The sequence below is a fragment of the Pedococcus badiiscoriae genome (assembly GCF_013408925.1).
Lineage (GTDB): Bacteria > Actinomycetota > Actinomycetes > Actinomycetales > Dermatophilaceae > Pedococcus > Pedococcus badiiscoriae.
On the sequence record NZ_JACCAB010000001.1, the window covers coordinates 763,815 to 787,233 of the forward strand.

Annotated in this window: 25 protein-coding genes; 6 read left to right on the top strand and 19 right to left on the bottom strand. The window is 71.7% G+C overall.

Annotated features, from left to right (window positions below):
- The 3 genes from BJ986_RS03585 to BJ986_RS03595 all read right to left on the bottom strand — a co-directional run bounded on the left by BJ986_RS03585 (position 1) and on the right by BJ986_RS03595 (position 2,192).
- Positions 1–357 (bottom strand): hypothetical protein, encoded by a 357-nt coding sequence (locus BJ986_RS03585; protein ID WP_179420759.1) that lies wholly within the window; start codon positions 355–357, stop codon positions 1–3.
- On the bottom strand, positions 354–1,877 hold the full coding sequence (locus BJ986_RS03590; protein WP_179420760.1) for a M17 family peptidase N-terminal domain-containing protein: 1,524 nt from the start codon (positions 1,875–1,877) through the stop codon (positions 354–356). The genes BJ986_RS03585 and BJ986_RS03590 overlap by 4 nt, the downstream gene beginning before the upstream one ends.
- Before the next feature lie 141 nt (positions 1,878–2,018).
- Positions 2,019–2,192, bottom strand: coding sequence for a DUF3117 domain-containing protein (locus BJ986_RS03595; protein ID WP_082592686.1), 174 nt, complete (start codon positions 2,190–2,192; stop codon positions 2,019–2,021).
- Positions 2,193–2,347: 155 nt separating this feature from the next.
- Here BJ986_RS03595 and BJ986_RS03600 point away from each other — a divergent pair, with 155 nt between their 5' ends.
- On the top strand, positions 2,348–3,166 hold the full coding sequence (locus BJ986_RS03600) for an enoyl-CoA hydratase/isomerase family protein (protein ID WP_179420761.1): 819 nt from the start codon (positions 2,348–2,350) through the stop codon (positions 3,164–3,166).
- 43 nt (positions 3,167–3,209) lie between these two features.
- On the opposite strand, the gene BJ986_RS03605 is transcribed toward BJ986_RS03600, so the two are convergent.
- From BJ986_RS03605 to BJ986_RS03635, 7 genes are all read right to left on the bottom strand, one after another.
- The gene (locus BJ986_RS03605) at positions 3,210–4,484 is read right to left on the bottom strand and encodes a hypothetical protein (RefSeq protein ID WP_179420762.1); all 1,275 of its coding nucleotides are present in this window, start codon (positions 4,482–4,484) and stop codon (positions 3,210–3,212) included.
- Entirely contained in the window at positions 4,481–5,671 is a 1,191-nt protein-coding gene (locus BJ986_RS03610; protein ID WP_179420763.1) for a hypothetical protein, read from the bottom strand. The genes BJ986_RS03605 and BJ986_RS03610 overlap by 4 nt, the downstream gene beginning before the upstream one ends.
- Positions 5,671–6,252 carry a DNA-3-methyladenine glycosylase I gene (locus BJ986_RS03615; protein WP_179420764.1) on the bottom strand — a complete coding sequence of 194 codons (582 nt, stop codon included), beginning with the start codon at positions 6,250–6,252 and terminating at the stop codon, positions 5,671–5,673. Before BJ986_RS03615 ends, BJ986_RS03610 begins: the two co-directional genes overlap by 1 nt.
- Positions 6,249–6,704: an SRPBCC family protein gene (locus tag BJ986_RS03620; RefSeq protein WP_179420765.1), complete on the bottom strand. Its 456-nt coding sequence runs from the start codon at positions 6,702–6,704 to the stop codon at positions 6,249–6,251. Before BJ986_RS03620 ends, BJ986_RS03615 begins: the two co-directional genes overlap by 4 nt.
- Positions 6,705–6,707: 3 nt before the next feature.
- Positions 6,708–6,980: a DivIVA domain-containing protein gene (locus BJ986_RS03625; protein WP_179420766.1), complete on the bottom strand. Its 273-nt coding sequence runs from the start codon at positions 6,978–6,980 to the stop codon at positions 6,708–6,710.
- Between the two features lie 36 nt (positions 6,981–7,016).
- Entirely contained in the window at positions 7,017–7,295 is a 279-nt protein-coding gene (locus BJ986_RS03630) for a hypothetical protein (protein ID WP_179420767.1), read from the bottom strand.
- A 93-nt stretch (positions 7,296–7,388) separates the two neighbouring features.
- The gene (locus tag BJ986_RS03635; RefSeq protein WP_179420768.1) at positions 7,389–8,171 is read right to left on the bottom strand and encodes a TIGR00730 family Rossman fold protein; all 783 of its coding nucleotides are present in this window, start codon (positions 8,169–8,171) and stop codon (positions 7,389–7,391) included.
- A 67-nt stretch (positions 8,172–8,238) separates the two neighbouring features.
- Between BJ986_RS03635 and BJ986_RS03640 the strand changes: the two genes are divergently transcribed.
- Positions 8,239–9,609 (top strand): serine hydrolase domain-containing protein, encoded by a 1,371-nt coding sequence (locus tag BJ986_RS03640; RefSeq protein WP_337794773.1) that lies wholly within the window; start codon positions 8,239–8,241, stop codon positions 9,607–9,609.
- A 47-nt stretch (positions 9,610–9,656) separates the two neighbouring features.
- On the opposite strand, the gene dapE is transcribed toward BJ986_RS03640, so the two are convergent.
- Positions 9,657–10,733, bottom strand: coding sequence for a succinyl-diaminopimelate desuccinylase (dapE, locus tag BJ986_RS03645; RefSeq protein ID WP_179420769.1), 1,077 nt, complete (start codon positions 10,731–10,733; stop codon positions 9,657–9,659).
- A gap of 62 nt (positions 10,734–10,795) precedes the next feature.
- Between dapE and dapD the strand changes: the two genes are divergently transcribed.
- The 3 genes from dapD (at position 10,796) to BJ986_RS03660 (ending at position 13,697) form a co-directional block, all read left to right on the top strand.
- A complete protein-coding gene (gene dapD / locus BJ986_RS03650) occupies positions 10,796–11,728 on the top strand; it encodes a 2,3,4,5-tetrahydropyridine-2,6-dicarboxylate N-succinyltransferase (protein WP_179420770.1) in 933 nt (310 codons plus the stop codon).
- The gene (locus BJ986_RS03655) at positions 11,715–12,602 is read left to right on the top strand and encodes a hypothetical protein (protein WP_179420771.1); all 888 of its coding nucleotides are present in this window, start codon (positions 11,715–11,717) and stop codon (positions 12,600–12,602) included. Before dapD ends, BJ986_RS03655 begins: the two co-directional genes overlap by 14 nt.
- Positions 12,603–12,740: 138 nt before the next feature.
- Positions 12,741–13,697: a DUF559 domain-containing protein gene (locus tag BJ986_RS03660; protein WP_179420772.1), complete on the top strand. Its 957-nt coding sequence runs from the start codon at positions 12,741–12,743 to the stop codon at positions 13,695–13,697.
- Positions 13,698–13,767: 70 nt separating this feature from the next.
- On the opposite strand, the gene BJ986_RS03665 is transcribed toward BJ986_RS03660, so the two are convergent.
- From BJ986_RS03665 to fdxA, 3 genes are all read right to left on the bottom strand, one after another.
- Positions 13,768–15,063 carry a citrate synthase gene (locus tag BJ986_RS03665; RefSeq protein WP_179420773.1) on the bottom strand — a complete coding sequence of 432 codons (1,296 nt, stop codon included), beginning with the start codon at positions 15,061–15,063 and terminating at the stop codon, positions 13,768–13,770.
- A gap of 112 nt (positions 15,064–15,175) precedes the next feature.
- Positions 15,176–16,321 carry a succinyldiaminopimelate transaminase gene (gene dapC / locus BJ986_RS03670; RefSeq protein ID WP_337794774.1) on the bottom strand — a complete coding sequence of 382 codons (1,146 nt, stop codon included), beginning with the start codon at positions 16,319–16,321 and terminating at the stop codon, positions 15,176–15,178.
- A 19-nt stretch (positions 16,322–16,340) separates the two neighbouring features.
- Positions 16,341–16,667 carry a ferredoxin gene (gene fdxA / locus BJ986_RS03675; protein WP_179420774.1) on the bottom strand — a complete coding sequence of 109 codons (327 nt, stop codon included), beginning with the start codon at positions 16,665–16,667 and terminating at the stop codon, positions 16,341–16,343.
- Between the two features lie 21 nt (positions 16,668–16,688).
- Between fdxA and BJ986_RS03680 the strand changes: the two genes are divergently transcribed.
- Positions 16,689–17,729, top strand: a complete 1,041-nt coding sequence (locus tag BJ986_RS03680; protein WP_179420775.1) for a GNAT family N-acetyltransferase — start codon at positions 16,689–16,691, stop codon at positions 17,727–17,729.
- 14 nt (positions 17,730–17,743) lie between these two features.
- Here BJ986_RS03680 and BJ986_RS03685 read toward each other — a convergent pair whose 3' ends face one another.
- From BJ986_RS03685 to BJ986_RS03705, 5 genes are all read right to left on the bottom strand, one after another.
- Positions 17,744–18,463, bottom strand: coding sequence for a VOC family protein (locus BJ986_RS03685; RefSeq protein ID WP_179420776.1), 720 nt, complete (start codon positions 18,461–18,463; stop codon positions 17,744–17,746).
- 64 nt (positions 18,464–18,527) lie between these two features.
- Complete coding sequence (locus BJ986_RS16220) at positions 18,528–20,207, bottom strand: VanW family protein (protein WP_179420777.1); 1,680 nt, start codon at positions 20,205–20,207, stop codon at positions 18,528–18,530.
- A gap of 13 nt (positions 20,208–20,220) precedes the next feature.
- Positions 20,221–20,763 (bottom strand): flavin reductase family protein, encoded by a 543-nt coding sequence (locus BJ986_RS03695; RefSeq protein ID WP_238338047.1) that lies wholly within the window; start codon positions 20,761–20,763, stop codon positions 20,221–20,223.
- Complete coding sequence (mshB, locus tag BJ986_RS03700; RefSeq protein WP_179420778.1) at positions 20,760–21,683, bottom strand: N-acetyl-1-D-myo-inositol-2-amino-2-deoxy-alpha-D-glucopyranoside deacetylase; 924 nt, start codon at positions 21,681–21,683, stop codon at positions 20,760–20,762. Before mshB ends, BJ986_RS03695 begins: the two co-directional genes overlap by 4 nt.
- Positions 21,684–21,687: 4 nt before the next feature.
- Complete coding sequence (locus BJ986_RS03705; protein ID WP_179420779.1) at positions 21,688–23,382, bottom strand: ABC transporter substrate-binding protein; 1,695 nt, start codon at positions 23,380–23,382, stop codon at positions 21,688–21,690.
- Positions 23,383–23,419 lie beyond the last annotated feature (37 nt).

The window sequence follows — 23,419 nt, forward strand, 5'->3', positions numbered from 1 at the left end:
TCAGGCGGTGCCGGGGCCCGGCCCGCGGCGGAACCGACCGGGGCCCTCGGCGATGGCCACCACCTCGAACGGCTCGATCAGGATCGGGGCGGAACCGATGATCTCGCTGCCCGCGGACTCGGCCGCGGTCGCGGCGAACTCACGCTGGAAGTCGTCGCGGTAGACCTTCTCGTCGAAGACGTAGGTGCCCTCGAACCACTGGCCCTCGACCATCCGCCAGGTCTTGAAGGCCAGACCGTCGAGGAACATGAACTTGGCCATGGACGTGCCCACGACGTAGTCACGCAGCTCCTGGGCGACGCCACCTCCTGCGGCCTCCAGGGACCACCGCACGCTCAGTCCGTATCCGGCGTTCATGACATCTCCTCCAGCCAGGTCAGCAGCAGGCGGGCACCGAAGCCCGTCCCGCCCTTGGTCAGCAGTCCGCGGTCGACGTCCGAGCGACCGACCCCGGCGATGTCGAGGTGTGCCCAGCGTCGCGCGCCCACGAACTCGCGCAGGAACAATGCTGCCGAGATCGAGCCGCCGCCGCCTCCGCTGCCCGCTATGTGGTTGATGTCCGCCACGTCGCTGTCCAGGCCGGCGCGGTAGTCCTCCACCAGGGGCATCGGCCACAGCAGCTCCCCGGTCGCCTCACCCGCCGCGACGAGAGCGGCGGTGACGGCGTCGTCGGTGCCGAAGACCGGGGCCATCGACCGGCCCAGCGCCACCCGGGCGGCCCCGGTGAGCGTCGCGACGTCGAGCAGCACCGCCGGGTCGAGGCGCAGGTCCGCGTAGGCGAGCGCGTCGGCCATCACGATGCGGCCCTCCGCGTCCGTGTTGCCGATCTCGACGGTGCGACCGCCGTACTGCGTGATGACGTCAGAGGGACGGTATGCCGCGCCGCCGACGCCGTTCTCGGCGAGCGCCAGCAGCCCGGTCACCTTCACCGGCACGTCGAGCTCACGACAGGCCGCGAGCACGGCGAGCACCACGGCCGCACCGCTCATGTCGGTCTTCATCGGGAGCATCGCCTCGGCGGGCTTGATGTCGAGGCCGCCGGTGTCGAAGGTGATCCCCTTGCCGACCAGGACGACTCGCGGCGTCCTCGCGGTGGCTCCCGCCGGGACGTGGTCCAGCTGGACCAGCCGGGGTGGGGTCGCGGAAGCGGCGCCCACCGCCAGCAGGCCGCCGAAGCCCTCCGCCTTCAGCTCGCGCTCGCCCCACACGCGCACGTCGAGGCCGCTGCGGCCGGCCAGGGTCCTGGCCTGGGCGGCGACCCAGGCGGGGTTCTTGATGTTGGACGGGACGACCGCGAGGTTGCGGGCCAGCATGGTGGCCCGGGCCCGCACGACCGAGCGCCGGACCGTCGGGTCGTCGAAGGAGCCGACGAGCACGATCTCCCCCACGGGGGCGGTGGCGGGCGTGGCTTTGTCGCCGACCCACCGCGGGCTGGAGTACCCGCCGAGTGCCAGTCCCTCCGCCAGGGCGGACTGCGCGGCACGGGCCGCACCACTGCCGAGCAGGCTCACGACGGCGGCGCGGCCCTTCACGGCCCGCCCGAGGGCGGCACCAGCCGTCCGCAGCTGCGACGGGCTCGAGTCCGCGACCCCCACCAGCAGCACCGTCCGGACGGGTCGCTCCCCCGGGACCAGCGGGATCCGGGTGATCGAACCAGCCTTCGCCGTGGGCTCGTGCGCTGCCACCACGTCGCCGGCGTCGAGGCCCACCAGGGCCAGGGCGGCCGGCACCGCTCCGGTCGCGGGCAGGCCGCCGGTGGGGACCGGCACTGCCAGCACGAGGTCGGTGGGATCGAGGTCGGCGAGGACGTCCGCCAGGGGTTCGGCGGAGGTCGTCCAGGCGCTGGACGCGGGATCGAGCAGTTCGGGTGCAGGCACGGACCCGACCCTACCCACCTGGGCCCCACCGCCCGTCCTTCCCCTCACGCCGCCCACGGTCGGCCCGCGGCACACCCGGTGGACGCGCGAGGACCCCCGACGGTCGCTGCCGCCGGGGGTCCTCGAAACGTGCGGTGAAGGCTACTTGAGGCCCTCGCAGTTGGTGATCGCGTCGCCGAGCGCGCGGACCTCGTCTGGGGTCATCTCGACCACGAGGCGACCGCCGCCTTCGAGGGGCATGCGCAGCACGATGCCGCGACCTTCCTTGGTCACCTCGAGCGGGCCGTCGCCGGTCCTCGGCTTCATTGCCGCCATGAGTGTCCTTCCGTTTGGCGTGGTCGGCTGCTGGCCACGCGGATCCACGCCAGTGCCTGTGATCATCCCCGCGCGCGCCAGATTTGCTCCATTATCCCGTGAACCCGCTCACAGGCGAAATCCGGGTCGGACGACGGTCCGGCAGGATGGCGCGCATGACCGACACCGCCGACACCGCCCTCCCGCCGCAGTCCCCCGTCGTCGTCGAACGGGACGGCGCGGTGGCCACTGTGCGGCTGAACCGCCCCGAGGCGATGAACTCCCTCGACATCGCCACCAAGGAAGCGCTGGTCACAGCCCTGACCGACGTCGCCGAGGACCGGACGGTGCGCTGCGTGGTGCTGACCGGCAGTGGTCGAGCCTTCTGCGTGGGGCAGGACCTGCGTGAGCACGTCACCTTCCTGCAGCGCGACGACCCGGCCCTGTGGGACACCGTCGCGAAGCACTACAACCCGATCGTCGAGCTGCTCGCCACGATGGACAAGCCCGTCATCGCTGCCGTCAACGGTGTCGCTGCCGGCGCTGGTGCGGGCTTCGCCCTCGCCGCGGACTTCCGCGTCCTGGTCGACACGGCGGGCTTCAACCTGGCGTTCGCCGGCATCGCGCTGTCCTGCGACTCCGGGACGTCCTGGTCGCTGCAGCGGATCGTCGGCCCGGCCAGGGCCAAGGAGCTCCTCCTGCTGCCGCGCACCGTCCCGGCGGACGAGTGCCTGGCCCTGGGGCTGGTCACCCGCGTCGTGTCGGCCGAGGACTTCGAGTCGGCGGTGCGCGAGCTGGCGACGACCCTGGCGGCGGGACCGACGCTGGCCTACGGCTCGATCCGCCGCGCCGTGGCGTTCAGTGCGGGGCACGGCCTGAGCGAGTCCCTTGCGCGGGAGGGTGAGTACATGAGCCTCACCGGGGCGACCGCCGACCACCGCGCCGCGGTCGCGGCCTTCCTGGCCAAGGAGAAGCCCACCTTCACCGGCGAGTGACACGAGCGGCGGGACAGCACCCAAAAGCAGGTATGCCGTCCGGTCACGGAGGCGTGGACGCCCAGGGCGTGTACGTCAGCAGGGTGCAGGTGAACCAGAAGAGCCCGATGAGCAGGGTCACCGCGACGACCCCGACCCGGCGACGCCAGTGGGCCACGACCCGGGCCCCGGTCGACGTGCGCATCGCCACGGAGGCGACCACTGCGGCGATCGGGAAGTCCAGCAGCAGGAAGCGCCACATGCTGGTGATCGGTCGCACGACCGCGAGCAGGTACAGCGGGTAGGCCAGCGCCCACACCCGCAGCTCGACCGCCAGCCACCGACCGTGCCGACCCACGATGAGCGCGATGTAGGTGGCCACCAGGGCCACCAGGATCGTCACCCCGGCCACGCCGTGCGCCTCCCAGGCCCACGACAGCCAGAGCACGAACGGGCCGGAGGCAGGCTTCTGGCCCCAGGCCGCCTGCACGTCGAAGAAGGCCATCGGCAGCCCGCTGATGACCCCGACCACGACCGGCCAGGCGACCGAGGACACCGCCGTGGACACGAGCATCAGGGCGGCCGAGACGCGCTGGCCGCGCAGCGGCACCACCCCGGCCGCCTTGTCCTCCCGCCAGCGCAGCACCAGGTGCGCGATCGCCGCGCAGGCGATCGCCGGAGCCGCGGCACGGGTGAAACCCAGGACGATGGTCACGACCGCCACCCACGCATACCGACGCTGCATGAGCAGCAGCAGGGATCCCGCGATGAGCACTCCGGCCAGGGCCTCGGTGTATGGCATGACGAGGATGCTGGTCGCGGGATAGAGGCACCAGAGTGCGCCGGTGACCAGCGCCAGCCGCTCACGCGCCGGCTGTGGCGAGGCGTGCACCGCATAGTTGAAGCAGCGCCACACCAGCAGGGTGCAACCGGCGCCGAGCACGAGGTTGAGCCCCACCCCGGCCACCTCGAACGGCAGCCCGATGGCCATCAGGGCCCGCACCATCATGGGGAAGGCCGGGTAGAACGCCCACGCGCTGTAGGTGAGCAGCCCGGTGTCGGGATCCGCGGGCAACGGGACGGGATAGCCCTGCGTCGCGACCCGCCGGTACCAGATGCTGTCCCAGCCACGCAGGATGTCGCCGACGGACGGGTCGATGTGACCGACCCCGGCCGGCGTCTGGAACCACGTCGCCGCCACCCAGATGGCGACGAAGGCGATGACCCGGGTCACGGCATACACCAGCAGCAGGAACACGACCGGGCGACGCAGCGCCCACTGGCCCAGGGCACTGCGGCCCTGGGACGTCACGATGGCCCGCAGGCCGGTCACGGTCACGGCGGGTAGTCCGACGGCGGGACGAAGACGAGCAGCTTCCAGATCCACAGGATCTGTCCCACCACGCCGACGGCGACCAGGACGGCGGTGCGGGTCCACAGCCACCTCGCCGGGCGGTCCAGCCAGCCGCCGCCGAGCACCACCGCCACCAGCGGGAAGAGTGGGATGGCGTACCGGAAGATGCTGGTGAAGGGGTCGAGGACCACGGCGAGGTATGCCGGGTAGGCCAGGCACCAGACGCGCAGCTCAGGTCCCAGCCGGGTCGCCCAGGGACCGCAGGTGAGCACGACGATGGTGGTGACGAGGCCCGCCAGGGCCACCGGTCCGTAGACGTCGGCCCCTTCGAGGCCGCGGAAGGCCCACTGCGACATGCCGAGCCACGGCTTGAACGGCTCGATCCGCCCACCCATGCGCCAGGCCGCCATCGTGTCGGTGTACGCCGTCCGCGACCCGGTGACCTGCCAGGCGATGAGCGGCCAGGCCACGGCGCCGACGGCAGAGGCGACCAGCGCGAAGGCCCCTGCGGCATACTCCCCGGCGTCGATGGGGTCCGTGGCGCGGCGACGCCACCGCAGCCAGAGCATCGCGGCCACGACGACGGCCACGGGGACGGCGATGGGCCGGGTCACCCCGAGCAGCAGCGCGAGCGCGCCAGTGGCCAGCCAGTTCTGCTTCATCAGCGCCCACAGCAGGGCGCAGAGGACGAGCATCGCGATCGCCTCGGTGTAGGCGATCTGCAACGCGACGGCGGCCGGGTAGGCACCCCAGACGGCGACCGTCGCCAGGGCCACCCGGTCGCCGAGCCGGTCGGACAGGAGCCTGGCCATGATGACCGCAGCCCCCAGGCCGCAGACCAGGGACAGCGACGACGCCACGATCGGGAAGCCGAGCCCCGTGGCGGACATGAGCATCCGGGACAGCAGCGGGAACACCGGGTAGAACGCCCAGGCGTTCTGCGCGACGCGACCGGTCGCGCCGTCGACGGGCAGCACGTGCGGGTAGCCGTGCTCGGCGATGTGCCGGTACCAGCTGCCGTCCCACAGCACCGTCATGTCGAGGGGTTCGACGGTCGGGCCGGTCCAGTCCGGCATGACCGCCTGGTCGTGGCTGGCGAGCACGAGCAGCAGGGCGGACACGGCGCGGAGCGCAAGGTAGACGAGAGCCACCCTCGCGGTGAGGGTGCGCATCACGGGGGCCCACCGGCCCGGTGGCACCCGGTCAGGTGGTCGTCCACCAGCCCGCAGGCCTGCATGGCGGCATACATCGTGGTGGGGCCGACGAAGACGAAGCCGGCCTTCTTCAACGCCTTCGCGAGCGCCACCGACTCCGGCGAGGTGGCACGCAGCTGGTCCGTGGTCGCGGGGGCGACGTGGTGCTCGGGGACGTGCGACCAGATGAGCTGGTCGAGTCCACCGTGCTCCCGCAGCGCCAGCACGGCCGCGGCGTTGTGGATGGCGGCGTCGACCTTGAGGCGGTTGCGGACGATCCCGGTGTCGGACATCAGGCGCGCGCGGTCGGCCTCGCCGAACGCCGCGACGACCTCGGGGTCGAAGTCGGCGAAGGCCCTGCGGAAACCCTGGCGCTTGCGCAGGATGGTGATCCAGGCGAGCCCGGACTGGAAGGCCTCCAGGGTGAGCCGCTCGTAGAGCGGCTGCTCGCCGTGGACGGGCACACCCCACTCCGTGTCGTGGTAGGCGAGGTACTCGGGCGCCGAGCCGGCCCAGGCGCACCGGGCGAGCCCGTCGGCGCCCACCGTCAGGCCGCTCACCGGTGGCGCTCGTCGGCCCGGGCGATCATGGCGTCCACGGCTCGGCCGTAGAGCCAGTCGCTCGCCCGGCGCAGCACCGGCGCGAAGGCGCGCTTGAACGGCAGGGGCCGCACCACGACGTCCTCACGCCAGTCCAGACGCGTGCCGTCGCCCACCGGTTCAACGCGGATCTCCGCCCAGCCCCCGAGCAGCCGACCCGTCTTGACGACCCGGAAGCGGCCCACCCCCGCCGCGTCCGGCGGCTCCCAGATCGTCACGAGCATGGAGTCGGAGAACGCCAGGGGCCCCAGCCCGCTCAGACCCGCGAAACCCCAGCCCGGCCGCGGAGAGCCCGCGTCGACCCTCATGCGGGTGAGCGGCATCCAGTCCCCGTATGCCGCGAAGTCGGTCACGACGTCCCACACGGTGGGGGACGGCGCGGCGCAGTAGCGGATGAGGTGGAGTTCGGCCATGGGTCAGCGGCGGGGGTCGCTGCCGGCCTCGAGCTCCGCGATCCTGGCCTGGAGCTGGTCGAGCACTGCGTCCACCTGGTCCATCCGGTAGCCGCGCAGAGCCGTGTCGAACCGCAGGGCAGAGATCTCCCCGGAGCCGAAGTCCTGGGTGAGGACCGGGTCGGCCTGGGTCCTGGTCGCCTCTGCGAGGGGGTCGTAGCCGACCCGTCCGGCGACGAGGGCGGCGAACGCGCCGATGACCAGCACGCCGACCGCGATGAAGAAGACCCAGATCACCGGGCGATCGTCGCACGAACTCCTGTGACGACCTAGTCAGCCCGCCGTGCCGAGGTCGCGAAGCCCGCGGCCGGCATCCTCGCTGGTCGCGGGGCCGGCCGTGTCGGACCGCGCGATCGCGCAGCGCGTGAGCATCTCGACGAACTGCGGCACGTCGTCGGGCGACAGGCGCAGGGTGGCGCGGCAGACGGTGTCCTGCCAGATCGACAGCACCACGCGCCCGGAATCCGGGTGACCCGAGATGCGCAGCGTGCGGCCGGCGACGTCCCGACCGACGATGACGTCACCATGTCGCGGAAGGGGCGAGACGGTCACGTCTCCATCATCGGGCCCAGCCGCCCGCCGCGTCCATGCCAGCGGGCGATGGAGATCCCGGGCCGAGGCCCTCTGTGCGCGGGGTGCTCGGGGCTACTCGGGGTACTTGGGGTCGACCGGTTCCTCGGCGTCGGTGACGATGCGGACGGCCTCGTCGACGTCGTCGGTCAGGTGCAGCAGGTCGACGTCCTTGCGGCTCACGGTGCCCGCGTCCAGGACGGTGCTGCGCAGCCAGTCGAACAACCCGCCCCAGTACTCGGTGCCCATCAAGACGATCGGGAACGACGTCACCTTCTGGGTCTGCACGAGCGTGACGGCCTCGAAGAGCTCGTCGAGGGTGCCGAAACCACCCGGCAGCACGATGAACCCCTGCGCGTACTTGACGAACATGGTCTTGCGCGCGAAGAAGTACCGGAAGTTCACGCCCAGGTTGACGTACTCGTTGAGGCCCTGCTCGAACGGCAGCTCGATGCCCAGCCCCACCGAGGCGCCACCGGCGTCGCGGGCACCCTTGTTGGCAGCCTCCATGGCGCCGGGGCCGCCGCCAGTGATGACGGCATACCCCGCCTCGACGAGCCGACGACCCACCTGGGTGCCCATGTCGTAGAAGGGGGTGCCGGGCTTGGTGCGGGCCGAGCCGAACACGCTCACGGCGGGGCCGAGCTCGGCCAGCGCGCCGAAGCCTTCGACGAACTCGCTCTGGATCCGCATCACCCGCCACGGGTCGGTGTGCAGCCACTCGCTCGAGCCACCGCTGTCGAGCAGTCGCTGGTCGGTGGTCGAGGCCGGCACCCGCGAACCCCGCAGGGTCACCGGACCCGTGTGGTAGTCGTAGTCGCGCTCGGTGGCGCCGGAGGTCTGGGTTTCGTCGCTCACGTCGGCCAACCTACGCGAGCGCGGCCGGTGGACGAGCGCCGACGGGTCCCGTCGCTAGGGTCGGCGGGTGGACACTCGCCTGCAGGACACCACCCACCGCCGTCTGCGGGACCTCGCGCTGGAGCGCCAGCGGACCGGCCGCGTGCCGGGTCTGGCCGCTGCCGTGGTCCGTCACGGGGAGCCGCTGTGGACCGACGGCATCGGCACCGTCGACGTCGCGTCCCCGCGCGTGCCCGGGCCGGACGACCAGTTCCTCATCGCCTCGAACACCAAGAGCTTCACCGCGGTGCTCGTGATGGCGCTGCGCGACGAGGGACGGCTCGACCTCGACGACACCCTCGACCAGCACCTGCCCGGGGTGACCCAGCGAGCCACGGTGCGACAGGCCCTGTCCCACGCCACGGGCCTGGCCCGCGAGCCGCTCGGCGACATCTGGGAGACACTGGAGCAACCCGACGCCGCCACCCTGATGAGCGACTTCAACGCCATCGAGCGCGTCGGCCGGCCGCACGACCACTGGCACTACTCCAACATCGTGTATGCCGTGCTCGGCCAGCTCGTCGAGCGGCTGGACGGCCGGCCGTGGGAGGAGTCGCTGCGAGCCCGGATCCTCGAGCCGCTGGGGATGACCCGCACCACTGTCGGGTTCGACGGCGGCCCCCGGGCCACCGGCTACCACCTGTCGCCGTTCCACGACGTCCCGCGCGTCGAGCCTGTGCTCGATCTGCGGGCGATGGGGCCCTGCGGAGCGCTGGCCAGCACCGTCACCGACCTCGCCAGGTGGTCCGGGTTCGTCGCCGACCCGGACCCGGCCGTCCTTTCCGCCGACACCCTCGAGGAGATGTGCCAGCCGCAGCTCCTCGTCGACCCCGAGGGCTGGAGCGGTGCGATGGGTCTGGGCTTCTTCCTGATGCGCTCGACCAGCTCGACCAGCTCGACCACCAGCCGGACCTGGGTGGGGCACACCGGCGGGATGCCGGGACAGGTGTCCGGGGTCTTCACCCACCGCGAGAGCGGCACCGGCGGGATCGTGCTGATGAACAGCACCTCCTCGCCCGACCCGGCAGCGCTGGCGATCGCCCTGGGCGAGCACGTCCTGGACCACGACCCCGCACCCCAGGAGCCGTGGCGTCCCGGGACGTCCGTGGCCCCCGAGCTCGAGCCCCTGCTGGGCCGGTGGTTCTCCGAGGGCTCCGGGTACACGTTCACGGTGCGCGAGGGCCGACTCGAGGCCCGTGCCGACGCAGCGCCCGCGGACCGGGCGCCGTCGGTCTTCGAGCGGCTCGACGACAGCACCTTCCGCACGGTGTCGGGGCGCGAGCGGGGCGAGCAGCTCCGGGTCACCCGCGACGCCGACGGCACCGTGGTGAAGATGAACTGGGCCACCTATCTCGTCACCCGTGCGCCGCTGGGCTTCGGGGAGTCCCTCGAGGGGTGACCTCGGCGAGCCGGCGGGAGCGCGGGTGCCGGCCGCTGGGCGCCGGATCAGGCGAGCCAGCGGAGCAGGGCGGCCTCCGCGGACACCAGCTGGCTGACGGGGCAGCGCTCCTCGTCGTGGTGGGCCAGGTTCGGGTCGCCCGGGCCGAAGTTCACGGCTGGCACGCCCATGGCGGAGAACCGGGCGACATCGGTCCAGCCCTGCTTGGCCACGACGTCGACTCCCAGGGCCTCGACGAACGCGGTGGCTGCCGGCAGGTGCAGGCCGGGGCGGGCGCCGGGGGCGTTGTCCTTCACCTCGACGACGTAGCCGCTGAACAGCTGGTGCACGACGGCAAGCGCCTCCTGCGGCGACTTGTCCGGGGCGTAGCGGTAGTTGACGGTCACGACGCAGCGGTCGGGGATGACGTTGCCGGCAATCCCCCCAGCGATCCCCACGGCGTTCATCGCCTCGCGGTACTCCAGCCCGTCGACCACCACGGTCTCGGGCTGGTACGTCGCGAGCCTCGTCAGGACCTCGGCGGCGTCGTGGATGGCGTTGTGGCCGTTCCAGGGACGGGCCGAGTGCGCGGCGATGCCCTTGGTCACGACCTCGGCGCGCAGGGTGCCCTTGCACCCACCCTCGACGATCGCGCCGGTCGGCTCGAGCAGCACGGCGAAGTGGGCGTCCTCGATGAGGTCGGGACGCTGCTGGTGGATGTGGAGCAGGCCGTTGAACTCGCTGTCGATCTCCTCGCCCTCGTAGAAGACGAAGGTGACGTCGCGGCTCGGCTCGGCCACGAGGGCTGCCTTGAGCTGGACGGCGACGCCACCCTTCATGTCGACCGTGCCACGGCCCCAGAGGTCGTCGCCGTGGAGCTGGGTCGGCAGGTTGGCCGGGTCCTGGGTCAGCGGGACGGTGTCGATGTGTCCGGCGAGCACGACCCGCTCGTCCCGACCGAGGTCGGTCCGGGCGACCAGCGTGTTGCCGATCCGGGTGACCTCGAGGTGGGTCAGCGGGGCCAGTGCTGCCTCGATCGCGTCACAGAGGGCCGCCTCGTCACGCGACACCGACTCGATGTCGCACAGGGCCGCGGTGAGGCTGACGATGTCGGCGGAGAGGTCGAGGGGAGTGGGGGTCGCCATGCTGAGAGAGTACTGATGACACGATTCCGGCCGGCGGGCACTGCTCTCGTAGGCTGGTCCCCATGACGACCGAACGCAGGGCCTGGGGCCATGGACTGGCGACCGTGCACGATGACGGTGCGGTGCTCGACGCCTGGTTCCCGCAGCCTGCCCTCGGCGCCCGGCCGGCCGATAGCCGGCCCATGGCCGAGCTGGAGGCGTTGGTGGGCAAGGACGACGTGCGCAAGGTCCGCCGTGAGGTCGTGACCACCGAGATCGACCTCGACGCGCCGCCGGCTGACCCGGCCGACGCCTACCTGCGCCTGCACCTGCTCTCGCACACGCTGGTCGCACCCAACACGATCAACCTCGACGGCCTCTTCGGCGTCCTGGTCAACGTCGTCTGGACCACCCAGGGGCCCTGCGTCGTGGACGGCTTCGAGCTGACCCGCGCCACGATGCGAGCCCGCGGCCCGGTGCAGGTGCTCGGGGTGGACAAGTTCCCGAGGATGGCCGACTACGTCGTGCCCGCGGGGGTCCGCATCGCCGACGCCGACCGCGTCCGCCTCGGTGCTCACCTCGCCCCCGGCACGACCGTGATGCACGAGGGTTTCGTCAACTACAACGCCGGCACGCTCGGCCACTCCATGGTCGAAGGTCGGATCAGCCAGGGCGTCGTCGTCGGCGACGGCTCCGACATCGGCGGCGGCGCGTCCACGATGGGCACGCTGTCGGGCGGCGGCACCGAGCGCGTCAGCATCGGCGAGCGCTGCCTGCTCGGCGCCGAGTCAGGCCTGGGCATCGCCCTCGGTGACGACTGCGTCGTCGAGGCCGGGCTCTACCTCACGGCGGGCACCAAGGTGACGCTGACCGACGGCAGGGTGGTCAAGGCACGCGACCTGTCCGGCCAGTCCAACCTGCTCTTCATCCGAAACTCCGTGACCGGGACGGTCGAGGCTCGCGCCCGCGACGGCCACGGCATCGTCCTGAACTCGGCCCTCCATGCCAACGACTAGGCGCGGCGGGGTCGTGCTGTCCGAGCAGCGGCGACCCTCCCGGACCCGCCGGTTCGTCACGCGGGTCGTCATCCTCGTCCTCGCCGGCGCAGTCGTCGGCGCTGGCATCGTCGGAGCGCGCGGGCTCCTGACCAACTTCGGCGGCCCCCGCTGCCAGGCGACCGCCACGGGCTCGAGCGTCGACTTCGACCCCAGCCAGACGGCATACGCGGCCACGATCGAGGCGGTCGCGGAGAAGCGCGGCCTGCCCGCGCGGGCCGCCACCATCGCGATCGCCACCGCGATCCAGGAGTCCAAGCTGCGCAACCTCAGGTACGGCGACCGTGACTCCGTGGGGTTGTTCCAGCAGCGGCCGAGCCAGGGTTGGGGCACGGTCAACCAGATCCTCGACCCCGTCTACGCGACCAACAAGTTCTACGACGCGCTCGTCAAGATCGACGGCTACCAGAGCATGAAGATCACCGACATCGCCCAGAAGGTGCAGCGGAGCGCGAACCCCGGCGCCTACGCCGACCACGAGAAGGAAGGGCGGCTGCTCGCATCCACCCTCAGCGGCCACTCCCCCGCGGGCCTGGGGTGCCGGCTCGACGACGCGACGACCGGCGACCCGGCGGCGCTCAAGGCCGCCCTGAAGACCGAGCTGGGCGTGAGCTCCGAGGTCAGTGGCCGGACGCTCACGGTGAACGCCGCCTCGGAGCGCGCCGCCTGGAGTGCCGGCGCGTATGCCGTGGCGAAGGCCTCTCAGCACGGCGCCACCTCGGTGCGCGTCGGGTCGCGGGAGTGGACGCGCACGCGCGACGCCTCGGGTTGGCAGTGGCATACGGCCAAGACCCACGGCGACCCCAGCACGGTCACCGTCACCTTCGCGGGCTGACGCCCCACCGCCCCTCCGCGCCTCTGAGTGAGCGCCAACCCACTCTCAGGCCGGGTCAGAGGGTGGGTTGGCGCTCGCTGAGACCCGCCCTGTGGAGGAGGGCGGCCCCGTCCGACCCTGCGAGGCCATGCTCGGACGATGCCGCTGCCCCGCCGCCCGCTGCCCTCCTCGCTCGTCGGCCGCGCGTTCACTGTGGCCGAAGCCGTGGCCGCCGACGTTCCTGAGTACCGGCTCCGGGCGCGCGACCTCCACACCCCGGCCAAGGGCCTGCGTTCGCATCGCGGAGCCACCACCATCGACGAGCTGGCCGCCGACCTGGCGCTTGCCCTCCCCCCGCCCTGGGCCTGGTCACACCTCACGGCGGCTCGTCTCTTCCGGCTCCCGCTGCCGACCGTCTGGAGCCGGCACGAACGCCTCCACGTGGTGCGGCCGACCAGCTCCGCCCAGGTCCGGAGGCCGGGGTTCGTCGGTCATCGGGGCCTCGAGAACCGGCAGACCAGGATCCTGCGTGGCCATCCCACGACCACCGAAGCCTGGACCTGGGCCGACCTCGCCAGCCTGCCGGGGCTGTCCGTGACCGACCTCGTCATCGCGGGTGACGCCTTCGCCACCCGGGACCCGCGCCTGCTGGACGGGCTCGTCGCCATGGGTGGCGGCCGAGAGGGGCCGCGTCACGAAGAGGGGCCGCGTCACGAAGAGGGGCCGCGTCGCGCGGACGGCCCGCGTCGGGGCGCTCGCAAGCTGCGGGTCGCTGCAGGGCTGTTGCGGTCCGGGAGCGGGTCGCCGATGGAGACGAGGGCGCGGTTGGCATTCATCGAGGCAGGTCTGCCCGAGCCCGAGCTCAACGCGACGGTCCACGGACCCGACGGTCACTTCCTCGCGCGGGTCGACTTCCTGTGGCGTGAGGCCGGTGTCGTGGTCGAGTACGAGGGCGACCAGCACCGCAGTGATCGGCGTCAGTGGCAGAACGACATCGCCCGCACGAGGCTGCTGGAAGAGACCGGGCTGCGCGTCATCCGCATCACCAGCCTCGACCTGTTCGACGCCAGCCGGCTGCGCGCCTTGATCGCGATGCTTCGAGCCCTCGTCACGTGAGTGAGCGCCAACCCACTCTCAGGTCGGGCCCGAGGGTGGGTTGGCGCTCACTGAGCGATCAGGGGGCGGGTCAGCGCCCGTCCATGGCGACGTAGTCGCGCTCGGTCGCACCGGTGTAGATCTGGCGCGGACGGCCGATCTTGGTCTGCGGGTCCTCGATCATCTCGCGCCACTGGGCGATCCAGCCCGGCAGCCGGCCGAGCGCGAACAGCACCGTGAACATCCGCTCGGGGAAGCCCATCGACTTGTAGATCAGGCCCGTGTAGAAGTCGACGTTCGGGTAGAGCTTGCGCTCCACGAAGTAGTCGTCCTCCAGCGCTCGCTGCTCGAGCTGCAGGGCGATGTCGAGCAGCGGGTCGGAGACGCCGTCCTTGGTGAGGATCTTGTCGGCGGTCTTCTTGATGATGGCGGCGCGCGGGTCGTAGTTCTTGTAGACCCGGTGGCCGAAGCCCATCAGCTTGACCCCGTCCTCCTTCTTCTTGACCTTCTTCACGAACGTGTCCACGTCGCCACCGTCCTGGTGGATGGTGTTGAGCATCTCCAGGACGGCCTGGTTGGCCCCACCGTGCAGCGGCCCGAACAGGGCGTTGATGCCGGCCGAGACCGAGGCGAAGAGGTTGGCGTTGGAGGAACCCACGAGACGCACCGTGGACGTGGAGCAGTTCTGCTCGTGGTCGGCGTGCAGGATCAGCAGGAGGTCGAGGGCCTTGACCATGTCCTCGTCGAGGTCGTAGGGCTCGGCCGGGAACCCGAACGTCATCCGCAGGAAGTTCTCCGGCAGGGACAGCGAGTTGTCGGGGTAGAGGAACGGCTGGCCGACCGACTTCTTGTAGGCGTACGCCGCGATCGTCGGCAGCTTGGCCAGCAGGCGGACCGTGGAGATCTCCACCTGCTCCTTGTCGAACGGGTCGAGGCTGTCCTGGTAGAAGGTCGAGAGCGCGGACACGGCGGAGGACAGCACCGGCATCGGGTGGGCGTCGCGCGGGAAGCCACCGAAGAACGCCTTGAGGTCCTCGTGCAGCAGGGTGTGCCGCCGGACCTTCTGGTCGAAGTCGTCGAGCTCGGCTTGGCTGGGCAGCTCGCCGTAGATCAGCAGGTACGACACCTCGAGGAAGCTCGACTTCTCGGCGAGCTGCTCGATCGGGTAGCCGCGGTACCGCAGGATGCCCTGGTCGCCGTCGATGTAGGTGATGGCGCTGCTGCAGGACGCGGTGTTGACGAACCCCGAGTCGAGCGTGACGTTGCCGGTCACCTTCATCAGCTTGGAGACGTCGTACCCGTCGTTGCCCTCGCTTGCCTTGACGAGGGGGAGCTCGAGGGTCTTGCCCCCGGCCGTCAGGGTGGCGCCAGCGGTTGCGTCAGTCATCCGAAATTCATCCTCCACGTCATGCGGGGCGCCCGGATCTGGGTGCGTGCCGGGCGCTTCTCGCGCACAGCGACGCTACCCCAATCCACGGGTGGGCCGGGAATCGCCCCGACTACCTGGCGAGACGCTCGGCCGCCGCGGCGATGCGCTCGTCAGTGGCCGTGAGGGCGATCCGGACGTGTTCGCGACCGGCCTCGCCATAGAAGCTGCCAGGGGCGACGAGTATGCCGCGTGCGGCCAGTGCGTCGACGGTCGCCCAGGCGTCCTCGCCCCGAGTCGCCCACAGGTAGAGGCCGGCGTCGGAGTGGTCGACACGCAGTCCGAAAGCCTCCACGGCCGCGCGCAGGGTGGTGCGCCGCGCGGCATACCGGGCCTTCTGCTCGGCGACGTGGGTGTCGTCGCCGAGGGCGACGGTCAGGGCGCGCTGCACGGCCCACGGCACGATCATCCCCGCGTGCTTGCGGACTTCGAGCAGCTGCCGGACGAGGGCCACGTCCCCGGCCACGAAGGCGGCACGGTAGCCCGCGAGGTTGGACTGCTTGCTCAGCGAGTAGACGGCGAGCAGTCCCTCGTGGCTGTCACCGCAGACCCGCGGGTCGAGGATGCTCGGCGTCGTGGGCGCACCGGGGTCGCGGTCGGGGTCGGGTCGCCAGTCGAGCTCGGCGTAGCACTCGTCGCTGGCGACCACCACGCCGTGCTGTCGCGCCCACGCGACCACCTTCGCCAGGTGGTCGATCCCCAGGACGCGCCCGGTCGGGTTGCTCGGGCTGTTGAGCCACAGCAGCTTCGGCGTCGTGGCACCGGTCAGCGGACCGAGCGCGGCCAGGCCGTCGACCACCTGCGGTCGCGCCCCCGCGAGCCGGGCACCCACGTCGTAGGTGGGGTACGCCACGCCCGGGAAGCCCACGATGTCACCGGCACCGAGACCGAGCAGGGTCGGCAGCAACGCCACCAGCTCCTTGGACCCGATGGTCGGAAGCACACCGTCGGGGTCGACGCCGGGCACGCCGCGGCGCCTGGCGAACCACGCCGAGACCGCCTCGCGCAGGTCGGGGGTGCCGTAGGTCTGCGGGTAGCCGGGGGCGTCCGCGGCCCCACGCAGAGCGTCCTGCACCACCGAGGGCGTCGGGTCCACCGGAGTGCCGACGGACAGGTCGACGAGGCCACCACCGGGCAGGCCAGCGGCGACGGAGATCGCCCGCTCCTTGGCGGGAGCCAGCGAGTCCCAGGGGAAGTCAGGCAGGGCGCGCACGCTCACGCCGGCACCTGTCCCGCGATCACTCGTCGTGCGTCTGGGGCGGGAGGTCGGCGATCAGCGGGTGGTCCTTGGGGATCAGGCCGAGCTTGGCCGCACCGCCGGGGCTGCCGAGGTCGTCGAAGAACTCGACGTTGGCCTTGTAGTAGTCGGCCCACTGCTCCGGGGTGTCGTCCTCGTAGTAGATCGCCTCGACGGGGCAGACCGGCTCGCACGCACCGCAGTCGACGCACTCGTCCGGGTGGATGTAGAGCGACCGCTCACCTTCGTAGATGCAGTCGACCGGACATTCCTCGATGCAGGCCTTGTCCTTGAGGTCCACACAAGGCTGGGCGATCACGTACGTCATGCCGCACATACTATGCGGCGCATGTCGACCGACGTCAGCAACCTCCCCCTCGGGTCCCGAGTCGTGGTCAGGTGGCGGCTGGAGGTCCCTGACCCAGCTACCGGCGCGACCCTCACCGATGCCGTCGGGACCCTCGTGCGCCGCGACGCCGCAACGGTGTCGGTCGAGACGTCGCGGGGCGAGGTGACGATTGCCAGGGACCGGATCACGGCGGCCAAGGAGCTCCCACCGAAGCCGTCGCGACGGGGGGCCGCCCACCTCGCCCTGTCGGTCGAGGACCTCCAGCGCGTGATGATCCCGTCGTGGGGTGCCGTCGAGCGGGCCACCCTCGGCGACTGGGCGTTGCGTGCCTCCGCGGGCTACACCCAGCGCGGCAACTCCGTGGTGCCCGTCGGCAGCCCCGCCAGGCCGCTGCTCAACGCCGTCACCGAGGTCGAGACCTGGTATGCCGCCCGCGGGCTCCCCGCGAAGTTCGCCCTCGCCGGGCCCCAGGGCTTCGACCCCGCGGGCGACCCGCTCGGCGCGGTACTACTGACCCGCGGCTACACCGCCGGCAGCCGCACCCTCGCCCTCACCGCCGCGCGCGAGACCGTCGCCGCCGCCGACCCCGGGGGTCCGGCACTGACCGTCAGCCGCGAGCTGGGCCCCGAGTGGCTCGAGGCCCATCGCGGCACACGCGCCACCGTTCCCGGCGCCACGGAGGCGGTGCTGCTCGACAGCCCTCGGGTCCTGTTCGGCAGCATCACGCCCGGCGGCGGACTGTCGCAGCAGCTGGGCCTGCGGGCTGCCGACGCGGCCGGCACCGCCCCGATCGCGCTGGCACGACTCGGGATCGGCGCGGGATGGGCGGGCCTCGGCGCGGTCTGGACCGACCCGGCATACCGCGGGCGCGGCCTGGCCGCCCACCTGACGGCCGGCCTGGCCGCTCGGCTGCGTCAGGAGGACATCGCCCTCCTGCACCTCCAGGTGGAGCACGACAACGACGCAGCCCTGCGCCTGTACCGACGGCTCGGCTTCGACGTGCACTCCTCCTACGTCTACCTCACCGCGCCGCTGCCTTAGCTGCGGCCGCTGCCTCAGGACCGGGCGGGCAGCACGCAGAACTCGTTGCCCGACGGGTCGTGGAAGGAGCGCCAAGGCAGGTCGCCCCACTCGGCCACCAGCTCCCGCCCACCGCGCTCGAGGATCTCCGCTGCCACGGCGTCAGGATCGTCCTGCGACTCCAGGCGCACGTCGAGGTGCAGCCCGTTCTTGGCCGCCGCCTTGGTGGTCCGCTCCTGGCAGAGCTCGAGGAGAGGTCCCCGCAGCGAGGGGTGGCGCAGCGACCGCGGCGCGACGCCGGCCACCTCCGTCCATCCGGTCAGCCACGACCAGAACTCCGCAGCCGAGTCCGGATCGGCACACTCGAGCGGAAGGGCCGCGATCGGTCCGGTGTCGGCATAGGCCTCCCGGTCCTCCATGACGCAGCAGGGGTTGCCCTCCGGGTCGGCGAGCACGACCCACTGCACGTCGCCCTGACCGATGTCGAGGGGTCGGGCACCCAGGCCGAGCAGGCGTTCGACCACGGCGGACTGACCAGACCCACCCGCGAGGTCGAGGTGGAGCCTGGGCGGCTCGGACGACGGCTGCGCCACGGGTTGGAAGCACAGGTCGAGCACGGGTCCGCCCTCGATGGCCAGGCGCGTCTCGAAGCCGGCCGCCTCGTCGGTCAGCCGTTCGCCGCCCAGCGCCGCCTCCCAGAACCGGCCGAGCCGTCCCGGGTCCGCAGCGTCGAAGACGAGGTTCTCCAGATACATGCGCCCACCGTATGCCGCGTGCTCGGCCTCGCGCGCAGCGCGGCCGCGGACAATGTCGGTGGACTCAGCCCGCGCTCGGATGCGTGCAGGTCACCTGGTCCTCGGGGATGTAGTGCGTCGAGAAGGTCGACGTCCGGACCGTCGTGCCGGCCTTCTTGAAGACCCGGGCGACCGTCACGTCGAAGCCCACGCTCGGCGACTGGGGGACGCAGCCCGGCCGGTTGTCGACGATCGTCTTGGGCTGGACGACGTTGCGCCTCGGGCCCTTGACGGACTCGATGTCCCAGACCTTCGTGCCGTGGAAGGTCACGGTGATCGAGTTCGCGGACACGGAGGCCTGGATGAGGATCCCGAAGCCGGTGTCGTTGGTCCACTTCTGGTCCACGTCGGGCCAGGACACCGTTGCCTCGCGGCCCTCGGGGTAGCGGGAGATGTAGAAGCTGTGCGGCAGGTAGTGGTCGATCCGCACGCCTGCGAAGAAGGCTGCGTTGAAGGTCGTGGTGGAGACCTGCGAGACCCCGCCGCCATACCCCTTCGTGAGCCGGCCGTCCTCGATGACCGGCGCCGACGCATACCCCTTGGCCGGGGTGCGCTCCCCCAGGGTGCCGTTGAGGCTGAACTGCTCGCCCGGACCGACATACGTGCCGTTCAGGGTGCGCGCCGCGATGGTGATGTTGGTGGTGCGCGGCGGGTTGTGCGGGAAGTTCGTCGTGAAGGTCGAGATCACCTCCCGCGGCTTGATCTTCTCGGCTGCCGCCGTCGTCAGCTTGGGCTGCACCACGGTCGTGGTGACCGTGGCAGTGCGAGCGGGGTCGGTCATGGCCGGCACGAAGGCCGCGACCACGGACTTGTCGTCGAGCGTGACCCCGACGGCGGCTGGCACCACGACGATCTTGGCACCCTGGAAGGTGATCCTCGCATCCCGCGGAGTGGCTTCCAGGCCCGCGACAGCGGCCGCCTTCCGCACTGCCGCAACGAGTTTCGCGTTGTCGACCACGGGTCCGAGCTTGCCCGTGGAGTCGGCCCGCATCGAGATGCCGGGCGCGTAGTCGGCGGGCTGGAGGGCGAACGACTTGGCGCCCACCTTGACCGTCACCGGGCCCGACATGGCGGGAGTGGCGAACTCGGCCACCGCCCGGTCGAGCTCGTCGGCGGACACCGCCGGGGCGTCCTGGTGCAGGCGAGGCGCGATGTCCGAGGTCGAGGGCCACCGAGCGACCACCTCGTCCGCGGTCTCGGCAACCGACAGCGTCGTCCCGGTCCTGGGCCGGACCACGGACACCTTCCCGCCGGGGAACGTGACCGCGCCCTCGACCTTCGGTGCGTCCAGCGTGGCCCGGGCCCTCGTCAATGCCGCCTCGAGCCGAGCCCGGTCCACCACGGTCACGAGCTTCTCGTCCGCGCCACCGGTGAGCTTGTCCCAGAGGTCCGCCGGACGCGCGCTGAAACCGGACAGCCCGTGCACCGTGCCGGCGTAGTCGATCGCCAGCCCTGCGGACCGGGGGTCGATCTCGAAGGTCTTGTCCCCGGCCCTGAGGGTCAGCGTGGCGGTCTCCCTGGCGGCCAGCGCCCGGCGCAGGGTGCTCTCGGCCGACTGCGGGGACATCCCGCCGACCGGCACGCCCTCGACGGTGGAGTTGGCCGGGACGTGCCGCCCGAGGAACCACGCCAAGCCGAGGTAGGCGCCCAGCAGGACCGCCACGGCGACCACGAGACGCAGCGCCGATGAACCGCTGTCCCTCACGGGCGGACTCCCCTCACTTCAGCGCTTGGTAGCGGCTGCGGTAGTAGACCAGCGCATCGGCCGGGTGCTCGTTGCTCGAGAGGGAGACTACTTCGCCGAGCACGACGCTGTGGTCACCTGCGGGGTGCACGGCGGTGGTCCGCACCTCGATCGTGGCGAGGGCGTCCTCGAGCAGGGCGACACCGGTCGCCGGGCCGCGACGGTGGGCGATCCGGTCGAGCTGGCCGTGCAGCGGTCGCCCTCGCGTGGCCAGCCAGTCGGCCACGGGTCGCTGGGCGGCAGCCAGCACACTGACGCCCCAGACCTGCGACTCGAGGACTGCCTCGTGGAACCGCGCGTCGACCTCGACGCAGGCGAGGATGAGCATGGGGTCCATCGACACCGACGTGATGGCGTTGGCTGTCATGGCGTGGTCGTGCCCGCCGCTGAACGTCGTGAGCACCGTGACCCCGGTGGCGAACCGTCCCATGGCGAGCCGGAACTGGTCCGGGTCGACGGCCCCACCCTCCAGCGGCGGCGCCGGGTCCCCGGGGCCCTGCGCATCCAGCGGGCTCATCGCCGCCCACCCAGCAACCCGCTATGCCGCGGAGCCGCGGCTGGTCCGCCCCCCAGCTCGTCCTCGGCTGCGGTCGCGAGCCGTCCGGTCACCGGGTCGAGCAGGGCGAAGCCCTCACGCCCCGGCAGTCGTGCGGCGATGTCGTTGGACAAGGCATAGGTGTCACCGGAGTCCGCGACGCTGACCTGGGTGGCGTGCTTGCGCAGGGCATCCGCCTGCGCCGGGACCAACGCGGGGTCGACGACCGCGTGCGTCACCAGCCGGTCGGCCACGACGGATGGCGGGTACTCCCCGTCCACATCCGGCAGGGACCAGCCGGTCCCGACCGGTGGGTGGTCGGCCAGCCACTCGCGGTCCTCACGCGCCCAGGAGGAGGGCGTCAGCACGGCATACAGGGGGGGTCGCTCGTCCTCGGGGAGCCCGCGCAGCGCCGCACACGTGACCCGATGGGTCTGGATGTGGTCGGGGTGGCCGTAGCCGCCCTGCTCGTCATAGGTGACCACGACAGCCGGACGGATCCGGCGCACGACGCGGGCCACCAGCTCGGCAGCCTCGTCGAGGTCGGCGTTCACGAAGGCGGCGGGGTTGGCGGCGCTGGTGGTGCCGGCCATGCCGGAGTCGCGGTACCGGGACGGTGTCCCTGTCTCGGCGTCCTCCCCCAGCACCTCGTGGGTGGCGCCGAGCGTCTCCATGGCGGCCCGCAGCTCCGCCCGCCGATGGAGGCCGAGCGTGTCGTCGTGCGCCGCGTCGAGGTGGAGCAGCCCGGGTGGGATCACCTCCCCCTCCTCGCCCAGCGTGCAGGTCAGCACGTGGACGGGGTGTCCGGCCCGGAGGTAGTGGGCCATCGTGAGGCCCGTCGTCAGCGTCTCGTCGTCCGGGTGGGCATGGACGAACAACAGGCGCTCGACGTCGGGGGTCACGGCGCTATTTCACACCCACCGCGGCGAGGTCGACGAACCCGCCCAGCGCCTCGTTGGCACCCAGGCCCGTCACCGCGGTGCCGGCGACGTAGAGAGCCTTGCGCTGCGCCAGCGCGATGAAGACGCCACGCTTGGCCAGGGACGCATCCAGGGCAGCCCACGCCTGCGCCTGACCGGTGAGGTCGCGCAGGCCACCGATGCGGGTGATCTCCTGGTTGACCGCCTCGTCGGTGAAGCCGCCGAAGTCGCGACCGTTGCCGTTCTTGGTCACGTTGATCCGGCTGTCGAACAGGGCCGGGAGCACTGTCGATGCGGACGGCCACGCAGGCGCCCAGTTCGCCCAGAAGACGTCCGTCTGGTCGGTGCGTCCGGGCGCCGACACGGTGGCGAAGTAGTCCTTGGAGATCGGCTGGAGCTCGATGGCGAACCCCGCGTCCTGCCACCCGTTGACCAGGGCGGCCAGCGCCTTGTCGGCCGTCGGCGTCGACCGGTAGGCCACCCGCACCTTCACCGGCAGGGTCAGTCCCGACGCCTGCAGCACCGCGCGCGCCCGCGCGGCGTCGCCCGATGGACCGGACCCGACCGGGTCCGCGTCGGTGTGCCCGGGCAGGCCAGGGCCGACCAGGGTGTAGGTGGAGCTCGCGGCACTGTCCCCGCCGAGTGCTGTGACGTACCCCTCGCGGTTCGTGGCGAGGGCGAAGGCCTGTCGCACCTTCGCGTTGCGCATCACTCCCTTGATCACGTTCGGGGCCAGGTAGTCCACGAACTGTGCAGACGGGTTGACCGACCGAGCCGCGAGCGAGGAGTCGGAGAGGATGTGCTGCTGCATCGCCGGTGGGGCCGAGTCGAGGGTCACCGACTGGCGGTGCGCCGGGCTGTCGTTGATCACCTCTTGCACGGCGGTCTGGGACTCGGTCCCCTCGACGTAGTCGACCGACGTCGGGTTGCCCTGGCGGATGGGGTCGGATTTCTTGTCCCACTTGGGGTTTCGCTCGAACGTGCCCCCGGAGCTCGGGTCCCACGGGGACGTGAGCTGGTACGGACCGTTGGAAAACACGGCAAAGGTGCCGTCCTTGCCCTTGTCCATCGCCTTCTTGAAGGGGGCGAAGACGGGCAGGGCGACGACCTGGTTGAAGTCGGCCATCGGCACGCTCAGCCGGAATGTGACGGTCGAGCCGTTGCACGAGACCGCCTTGTCGAACGCCGCCTGCCCCTGGGGGTCCTTGGCATCAGGGCCAGCGTAGGTGGAGGTGCCGTCGGCCTTGCGCGGGATGTCGAGGTACGCCAAGGGGTAGTTCAGCCCCTCGGAGGCGAACGGCTCGGCGAAGGAGCGGGAGATGCCGTAGCGCACGTCGTCGCAGGTGACCGGCGACCCGTCCTGCCAGGACACCCCGTTGCGGAGGGTGAACGACCAGGTCTTCAGGGTGCCGTCGACCGACCCCGCCGTGGTGGCGAGGTCGCCCTCGACGGCGCGCTGGTGGGCCACGTCGCCGCCTGCGGGGAACGCCGTGAGCGTGCGCACGAAGACCCGGCCGGCGAAGGCGATGTCCTGCGCCGACGACATGCGCTGCGGGTCCCAGGTCGCCACCGGACCCAGCGACAGGACCGTCAGCTGACCGGCCTTCGCGGCGCTGGCGTCCTGGCCGGACCCGACAGGGGTGCAGCCACTCACCGCGAGCGCGGCGACGCCAAGACCCACGGCGACCCCCACGTGCCGACGAACCCGGCTGACGGGA